This is a genomic window from Synechocystis sp. LEGE 06083, assembly GCF_015207725.1.
In the GTDB taxonomy this organism is placed as follows: Bacteria; Cyanobacteriota; Cyanobacteriia; order Cyanobacteriales; family Microcystaceae; genus Synechocystis; species Synechocystis salina.
On record NZ_JADEWJ010000175.1, the window covers coordinates 1 to 8,175 of the forward strand.

Annotated in this window: 8 protein-coding genes and 1 pseudogene; 2 read left to right on the forward strand and 7 right to left on the reverse strand. The window is 50.7% G+C overall.

Features of this window, described 5'->3' with window-relative positions:
* From nadB to glnA, 5 genes and pseudogenes are all read right to left on the reverse strand, one after another.
* Positions 1-1,222: L-aspartate oxidase (nadB, locus tag IQ219_RS13220; RefSeq protein ID WP_194072917.1), on the reverse strand; the 1,222-nt coding region annotated here is incomplete at its 3' end.
* A 100-nt stretch (positions 1,223-1,322) separates the two neighbouring features.
* A complete protein-coding gene (locus IQ219_RS13225) occupies positions 1,323-1,760 on the reverse strand; it encodes a hypothetical protein (RefSeq protein ID WP_194072918.1) in 438 nt (145 codons plus the stop codon).
* A 96-nt stretch (positions 1,761-1,856) separates the two neighbouring features.
* Entirely contained in the window at positions 1,857-2,129 is a 273-nt protein-coding gene (psaK, locus tag IQ219_RS13230; protein ID WP_194072919.1) for a photosystem I reaction center subunit PsaK, read from the reverse strand.
* Between the two features lie 165 nt (positions 2,130-2,294).
* Positions 2,295-2,828 (reverse strand): annotated as a pseudogene (locus tag IQ219_RS13235) (CHASE domain-containing protein); the annotation flags it as partial.
* A gap of 243 nt (positions 2,829-3,071) precedes the next feature.
* Positions 3,072-4,493 (reverse strand): type I glutamate--ammonia ligase, encoded by a 1,422-nt coding sequence (gene glnA, locus IQ219_RS13240; protein WP_194019714.1) that lies wholly within the window; start codon positions 4,491-4,493, stop codon positions 3,072-3,074.
* A 210-nt stretch (positions 4,494-4,703) separates the two neighbouring features.
* Between glnA and IQ219_RS13245 the strand changes: the two genes are divergently transcribed.
* Positions 4,704-5,228 (forward strand): GNAT family N-acetyltransferase, encoded by a 525-nt coding sequence (locus IQ219_RS13245; protein WP_190599645.1) that lies wholly within the window; start codon positions 4,704-4,706, stop codon positions 5,226-5,228.
* Between the two features lie 145 nt (positions 5,229-5,373).
* Here the strand turns inward: IQ219_RS13245 and IQ219_RS13250 are convergent, their stop codons facing one another.
* Both IQ219_RS13250 and IQ219_RS13255 read right to left on the reverse strand, forming a co-directional pair.
* Positions 5,374-6,327: an NAD(P)H-dependent glycerol-3-phosphate dehydrogenase gene (locus IQ219_RS13250; protein ID WP_194072920.1), complete on the reverse strand. Its 954-nt coding sequence runs from the start codon at positions 6,325-6,327 to the stop codon at positions 5,374-5,376.
* A 143-nt stretch (positions 6,328-6,470) separates the two neighbouring features.
* Positions 6,471-7,838 carry a CHAT domain-containing protein gene (locus IQ219_RS13255; protein WP_228017068.1) on the reverse strand — a complete coding sequence of 456 codons (1,368 nt, stop codon included), beginning with the start codon at positions 7,836-7,838 and terminating at the stop codon, positions 6,471-6,473.
* 69 nt (positions 7,839-7,907) lie between these two features.
* On the opposite strand from IQ219_RS13255, the gene IQ219_RS20150 reads away from it, so the two are divergent.
* On the forward strand, positions 7,908-8,175 hold a 268-nt coding region (locus tag IQ219_RS20150; RefSeq protein WP_228017070.1), incomplete at its 3' end, for a hypothetical protein.

Genomic DNA, 8,175 nt, shown 5'->3' on the forward strand with positions numbered 1-8,175 from the left:
GACTGACAGGGGGGGCACTGGAGGAAAAGGGCGGTAGGCTCAAATTTCTTAATTGACTAGCAAAAACAATGCATTCCAGCAGAGAATTACTGGCCAGACGATTAGCTCCATGGACTCCGGTGCTGGCGGTTTCCCCCAACGCATACAACCCTGGAATGGTGGTTTGACAATTGATATCGGTGGTAATGCCCCCCATCCAATAATGGGCCGCTGGGGCAACGGGAATCGGTTCTTGGAAAATGTCCACCCCCCACTGGCGGCAACGGCGAATAATGTTGGGGAACCGTCGCTGGATGCGTTCCGGTTCAATGGGGCTTAAATCCAGAAAAACCGTAGCCTGGGTTGGGTCAACTTCCGTATTAGCCAAATGTTGGAAAATCGCCCGGCTAACCACGTCCCTCGGGGCTAGTTCCCCCCGGGGATGGTAATCAAAAGCAAATCTTTTGCCCTGGCGATCGAGCAAATGGGCCCCTTCCCCCCGCACCGCTTCACTGATCAAAAAATGGGGCACACTCGGTTTAGTTAAAGCTGTGGGATGGAATTGAAAAAATTCCAAATCCCGCACCTGGGCCCCCGATCGCCAAGCGAGGGCAATGCCATCACCGGTACTAACTTTTGGGTTGGTGGTTTGGGCAAAAACCTGGCCGCCGCCCCCCGTGGCCAATAACACCGCTCGGCAATGGAAAGTTGCAATGGTTTGATTAACGAAAACCTGAATACCCCGACAATGGCCCGTTATTGGATCAATATTTAAAGACAAGGCGATCGCCTGGGAAAAAATTTCCACATTGGACCGGGCTTGCACCTGTTCCATCAACGTCGACACAATCGCCCGGCCGGTGGTATCCGCCGCATGGAGTACCCTGGGTTGGGAATGGGCCGCCTCCAACGTTAAAGCCAGATCCTGGCCATGGCGGTCAAAACTAACACCGAACTGCACCAACTCGGCGATCGCCTGGGGGGCATGGTTCACCAAAAAATCCACCGCTTCCCCATCACACAAACCAGCTCCAGCAGCCAGGGTATCTTCATAATGGGCCTGGGGAGAATCCGTCGGAGCAATGGCGGCCGCAATGCCCCCTTGGGCCCAATCACTGGCTCCCGTTTTCAGTTCCGCCTTGGTCACCAGAGCTACACGGTAATGGCTTGGCAAACAAAGACAGGCATATAGCCCCGCCGCTCCAGAGCCCACCACCACCACATCGAACTGATTTGCCCCCATATCCCCAACTCCCAAAAGATTGTCTTCCCAGATTAGCGGTTTCAGTCCAGCTTAGGGGCCTTGAGCGAGACGAATGTTAGCGGGTCAAAACTCCCCATGGTTATCTCACATTAATATTCCAGTCCCGCCGCAAATCCCGTTGGAAGTCATCCAAAACCCGCTTTAAGGTTTGCTCCACCGCATCGCCATCATTGTACTCATAGGTCCGACACTGATTGGTGGTGTAGGTGTCAGTGCGATCCGGCACCACATTTTGCTGACCGCCGTAGGTTCTGCCGTAATAACCATCCTCAAATCCCCGGGCAAATTCTCCCCCAGCAGAACGGGGTTCAAAGGGTTTTTTCTCCCTGGCCGCCGCCGCTCCCTCCCGGTAGCCATCGTCATAGGCTTGGGGATGACTGCCAGGATCCCGTAAAGTCCGGCTTTTTTCCACCGGATAACAATACTGGATCCGACCAGCGGTCGCAGGGGCGATCGCCACTAGGGGAACAAGCAAAATCCCAGTGAGGCAAGCTGATAAAAAACGACAGTAACCCATGGCCAGTGCTCAAACCCTAGAAAAAACTTTGGCAAAGCCCTGGTAAAACACCATGGTCACTGCCCCTATGCAAGATTATTGATGCCTGATCTTTTTCTAAAGAATGCCACTGCTGGCCAGACCCAACACCATACCGGCTCCCAGAATGTGACCAAAACTCATGGTAGCCAGCAACTCCGGCAACCCAAAGGTTTTCTTCGATGCCAATTGAGGCAGGGCCAGATCCTTACCCTTACCGGTTTTTTGAATCGCAAAGTAACCAATCACAAAAGCAAACACATTACAAAGGCACATGATAATGCCCACCGAAAGACTCCAACCAGCGGTGGTGGGACTAGCCTGGGCTAAAAATAAAGCGGTATTAAACATTGATAAAGGTTCTCCAAAGATAATTTCAAAGACTTGATTTTCTTTGAGGTATTCTAGCCGATCAGGAGCAATCCCCCTCCCTGACTGCCCCCATTACCTGGCGATCGCCGTCATCGACTTCCGTTAATTTTTGGGCGATCAATATCTCCCCACTCCACTAAAGTCCACAAAACCGTCAAATCTATCTTCGATAAATAGGGGCACATACACCAAAAACCCCTTCTCTCCCTCATTTAAATCCACCACTCTGCTGAGGATGGTAGTTTTTTGCCTCGCTGCTAATTCTAGGGATTGGATTTGGCGGGGATAGTGGTTAGCATAGCCAATCTCCTGTTCATTACCGGGCAATGGTTCAACCCACCGCACCACAAATTTTGAATCCACCCATTGGATCGCCTGATAACCACTGAAACTTTCCGCCTGGGCCCTGGCATCCAACGCCCAATCTGTTTGCTCCGTTCCCGTTGGCGATCGTTCCCAACGTCCGGCCATTTGCTCCAGTTGACGGATGTGAATATTGAGTTGATTTTCAATTTGTTCGTGAATATTAATCAGACGATTGGTCAAAACTTGTTTGAGTCGCTGTTGAACTTGGTTGTGGAGAAAAAACCAAGTATTAACGGTCATTACCGATAACCCTGCCCCGATGAGAATTGGCAGTAGGGGGGAAAGCAGTAGACGACGCAGGGGAGATTTCATCGGCATCACGGTGGCACTATAACCATGATAAATCCCTGGTCAGACCATTGATTGGACTCAACAAATCTTTCTAAAAGAAAAATCGCCCCCCAGAATTTCCCACAAAGAAAGTGTCTGGTTGGCGATCGCCGTTTGGTTTTTAATCAGTTCTAGGCCAACCCAGTTAGTACCACCATCGGTGTATGGGGCCGGCCGTTGAAACAGATTTTAGTTACTACCTAAAACCCGCTGAGATGGACTGACTTAGCAGTCGTAGTACAAGGAGAACTCGTAGGGGTGGGGACGTAGACGCATGGGGTTAACTTCGTTGTCGAGTTTGTACTCAATCCAACTTTCCACAAAATCAGCGGAGAAAACGCCGGTACCAGTCAAAAACTCATGGTCTTTCTCCAACGCTTCCAATGCCGCCTCTAGGGAACCAGGGGTGGAAGGGATCTTGGCCAATTCCTCGGGGCTGAGGTCGTAGATGTCCACATCCAAGGGTTCGCCTGGGTCAATCTGATTTTTGATCCCATCAATACCGGCACAGAGCATGGCGGCAAAAGCGAGATAGGGGTTGGAGGTGGCGTCGGGGCAACGGAATTCCAGACGCTTGGCTTTGGGGTTACCACCGGAGAGGGGAATCCGCACGGAGGCGGAACGGTTGCCTTGGGAGTAGGCCAAGTTAACGGGGGCTTCAAAACCGGGCACCAGTCGTTTGTAAGAGTTGGTGGTGGGGTTGGTGAAGGCTAACAGGGCAGGGGCATGTTTCAAAATACCGCCGATGTACCACAGACCCATTTGGCTAAAGCCGGCATATTTATCCCCGGCAAAGAGGGGCTGGCCATCTTTCCAGAGGGACTGGTGCACGTGCATGCCAGAACCATTATCGTTGAAGATGGGCTTGGGCATAAAGGTAACGGTTTTGCCGTACTTCTTAGCCACGTTTTTGATCACATACTTATAGATCATCAAGTTGTCAGCGGAATTGACCAACTTGTCAAACTTGATGCCCAATTCGTTCTGACCACCGGAAGCTACCTCGTGGTGATGCTTTTCAATGGGAACGCCAAAGGCCGCCATGGTGAGCAACATTTCTGTGCGGATATCCTGGGCGGTGTCGGTGGGAGCGACGGGGAAATAACCCTGTTTATAGCCTGGTTTGTAGCCTAGGTTGCCCCCTTCCTCTTCCCGACCGGTGTTCCAACGCCCTTCCACGCTGTCGGCAAAGTAGTAGCTAGAATTTTCCGTTTGGCCAAAGCGAATGTCATCGAAGAGGAAAAATTCAGCTTCGGGACCAAAGTAAACTGTGTCGGCAATGCCAGTGCCACGGAGATATTCGGCGGCTTTGGCGGCAATGGTGCGGGGATCCCGGTTATACCATTCCCCAGTGCGGGGCTCCTTGATACTGCAAATCATGGTCAAGGTCGGTTCTTTGCAGAAGGGATCGATGGTGGCGGTGTTTGGGTCGGGCACCATGCACATGTCGGATTCATTAATGGCTTTCCACCCCCGGATACTGGAGCCATCAAAGGGAATACCTTCGGTGAAGGAGTTTTCATCAAGTTGGTCGTAATAGAAGGAGCAATGCTGCCAAATTCCCGGCGTATCAATAAACTTAAGGTCGATAATCTTAATTTTTTCGTCTTGGATCCACTTGAGGACTTCCTGGGGGGTTTTAGCCATTTTTTCTCCTTAGTGCAGTCAGATAGATTACAATTTTGCGCTGCGTCGAGTATCCATCGTAAAGAGTCAAGTAGTTAGAAAATGTATTTTTCGCTACCAATTTTTGCGACTCCGTTCTGGCGATCGCCTAGAAATGACGGAAACTATCGCAATTCCCATTAACATTTAGACTAGTGCCTATATCAACCCCGCAAGTACTAAAATATTGCTGTGATCCCATCTGACCTTTTCCTACGGGATGCCATCATTACGGATTTAGATTCTATTGTTGCTATTTACAATGCCAACATTCCCCAAAATGTAGCCACCGGCGATACCGATGCAATTACGGTGGAAAGCCGTCGTCAGTGGTTTGCGGACCATGGGCCAGACACCTATCCCCTCTGGGTGTTGGTAACGGAGCACAAGCAAATAGTGGGGTGGTTGGGTTTTCAGCGGTTTTATGGTCGCCCTGCCTACCATCGCACTGCGGAGTTGAGTATTTACCTTGACCCCCTCTGGCATCACCGAGGTTTGGGGCAGTATTTACTCAAAACGGCGATCGCCAAGGCCCCCCAGTTGGGGCTAAAAACGTTGCTGGGATACATTTTTGCCCACAATCAGCCCAGTATTCGTTTGTTTCAACGCCACGGTTTTGAGCAGTGGGGCCTATTGCCCAAGGTGGCGGAGTTGGGGGGCCAGGAACGGGATTTGTTGATTTTGGGATTACGCCTCAAAAGTTGTTCATCGGGGTAACTGTTGCTCCCGTCGCCATGGAGCCGCTTAAACTTTAGCAATGGGGGAGCTTTGAGCTGATTTTGCTCCCAATGAAAAAATCATTGTCTTGTTTAGACCCCTAACTCGGCCTGAATCATGATCATGATGGGAGAACAGAACCATGTCAAAGATCAAAGTCCTCAAATTCTGCTTTCAATTCCCTTTCCATCAATGCTTCCACTGCCTGGGGCGGAGTAATTTTTCCGTGGAGCAAACGATAAACCTGTCTACTGATGGGCACAGCAATTTTTTCCCGATTGGCAATTTTTATTAGTACGTCGGTGGTGTTAACCCCTTCGGCGGTGCCTCCTAGGTTGGCTAAAATCTCCTCCAGGGGTTGCCCTTTGGATAAACCATAACCCACCCGATAATTACGGCTGAGCATACTGGAGCAGGTAGCCAATAAATCCCCCAATCCTGCTAGGCCCCAAAAGGTGTCTGGTTGGGCCCCAAAATGCAGTCCCACCCTAGTGATTTCCGGTAGGGCCCTGGTGATGAGGGCGGATTTGGCATTGGTTCCTAGTCCCAAACCTTCGCATACTCCCACGGCGATCGCCATGACATTTTTTAAGGTGCCGCCCAATTCTGTGCCTAGGGGATCGTTGTTGGTGTACACCCGAAAGTTATCCGCTGCAAAAATGGTTTGGATTTCTTCCGCTGCGGCTTGGTCACTACTGGCCACCACCGTTGCCGCCGGCAAGCCTTGGTCAATTTCCTTCGATAAATTAGGCCCCGACAAAACGGCGATCGGCTGGGAAGGTAGGGAGGCTTGCCAAATTTGGGAAGGGGTAGCCATGGTTTCAGGGTCTAAACCCTTGGTGGCCGTTACCAAAATAGTCCGCTTCTGGAGGTCCATGGCCTCTAACCTCGCCGCCACCGATGGTACCCCCTTGATGGAAACCGCCGAGACAATTACATCCGCCCCCGCCACCATGGATTCTAGGCTCTGCGGCGATCGGCGAGACCAAACTTGGGTAGGAATGTCATTATTGTTCAACACATAGGCAAGACTAGAGCCCCAGGCTCCGGCCCCCAACACAACAACTTGGGGGGGAGTATTGGCATTGGCAAAGGACATGGTAGTTTTTCTGTAATTCGTCTTCGCCTCCATTATGGCCACGGATCGGCACCCCCAGTGGCCTTAGCGATTACAAATGGCGATATGGGTTAACGGCAAAGCAAAGGAAATGGGAGCACTGGCCCGACCAAGTTCTGTTCTTGTTACCAGGGACTCCCCACCAGGGTGAAACCGCTCCAGAAATAGGGATGAGTTAAATCCTGCGTTGCTAAGCGTTGCCGGATATCCGATGGTAAATCTACAAGGGAAATATTTGTGCCATCCCCAAGGATCAGATTGTCCCCCACAACTCGAATTTCTCCCTTGAGCAGACTTAATTGGGCTTGCTGTAGGGCTTTGGCCTTAATGGGGGCTGGTTGGAGTTGATCGTAGAAACTGGTCATCAGGGCAAAAGTTCCTTCATCGCTGACGTACCACAGACTACCGATCGCCGTTTTGACTCCGGTTTTCACGGCTAGGCCAGCAAAGCCCAATTCAGCGTCGAAATCTCCCACCGCAGTGCGACAGGCCGATAACACCATCAAATCAATGGGTTTATCCAAGCCAACGTTGGCAAATTCGTCCAAATCTAAAGACCGATCACTGAAAACCACAAAGGAATTGTTGCGATTGCCGGGTAAAAATTCACCATGGGTAGCCAAGTGTACTAAGCTATATTCTTTGGTCGCCAAGGACTGGACAAAATTATCCACCGTGAACCGGTCATTGAGGAAAGCACTACCCCGCCACAATTGATTGGTAATGGTATCCACTTCCACCGCCGCCGCTGGCAATGGATTTTGGCTGGCAAAGGTTTCTGCCCCCATAGCCAATACTTGGGAACCTTGGACGGGGGTGTATTCTCGATTGGTCAGAGCCAAGCTAGGCATAAGCCCCACGCTATAATCCTCAACCAAATACCTCTCCAATTGGCGATCATACATTGTCGCCATGGGCAAAGAACGTAATCCCCGGTCGAGAATAAAGCTGATATTCTCAATTTTCCTATCCTCCAAAATTGGCTTAATTGGCCTGATAAACCAGTCGTACAACTGGGAAGCTTGAGCTTGGTAGTCATCTCCCCGCCCTGGAGCAGTTAAGTTCCGGTTCAAAATTTCCACCTGACGAACCACTTCCCGGCGGCTGACATTGAGGGGAATTGGCTTAGCAATACCATCTGCCGTCACTAGCACGATTACTAACTGATCATCCGGTTGCGGATCATTATTGGGGGGAATGACCAGTTGCTCAGTGGAGGCTACTTGCCAATGATTTATTTTGGGATAGGAAGCTAAGGGGGGAATGGTCAGCCCACTATTAGAAGAAAATTGCCATTCGGGAAGATTTTCTCCTGCGGTTCCCGGAGGATAAAAATAGATATAAACCAAGGCAGAGTTTACCCCAGTATTGAGATTTAACTCCTGTAAAACATCAACGGGGCTGACCAGCTCAATATCAATATTCAAATTAAGGTGAGTAGTGAACTGTGCAGAAATTCCTTCCTCTACATTTTGATTTAATTGTTGTTGCAAAACAACCTGATTGGTAGGGAAGTTAACGCCAACGTTGGTATTGAAAAGATTAATACCCGGAGCTATGTCTTGAGTCTGGATTTCCAGACTGGGGGTATTAGTAACGGTAGACCTCTCAATGTCAAACGATATCTGCCTCTCATCATCGATTTCTTCAACATCTGGAGAAGTTGGAGGCTCGACGGGGATGGGAGGAGTTGGCGGCTCGGGTTCGGGTTCCGGCTCGGGTTCGGGTTCGGGTTCCGGCTCGGGTTCGGGTTCGGGTTCCGGCTCGGGTTCGGGTTCCGGCTCGGGTTCGGGTTCCGGCTCGGGTTCAGGTTCCGGCTCGGGTTCAGGT

Coding starts and splice junctions, on each gene's coding strand:
- glnA (WP_194019714.1), bottom strand. CDS start 4,493: ATGGCTAAAACCCCCCAGGAAGTCCTCAAGTGGATCCAAGACGAAAAA.
- IQ219_RS13225 (WP_194072918.1), bottom strand. CDS start 1,760: ATGGGTTACTGTCGTTTTTTATCAGCTTGCCTCACTGGGATTTTGCTT.
- IQ219_RS13250 (WP_194072920.1), bottom strand. CDS start 6,327: ATGTCCTTTGCCAATGCCAATACTCCCCCCCAAGTTGTTGTGTTGGGG.
- psaK (WP_194072919.1), bottom strand. CDS start 2,129: ATGTTTAATACCGCTTTATTTTTAGCCCAGGCTAGTCCCACCACCGCT.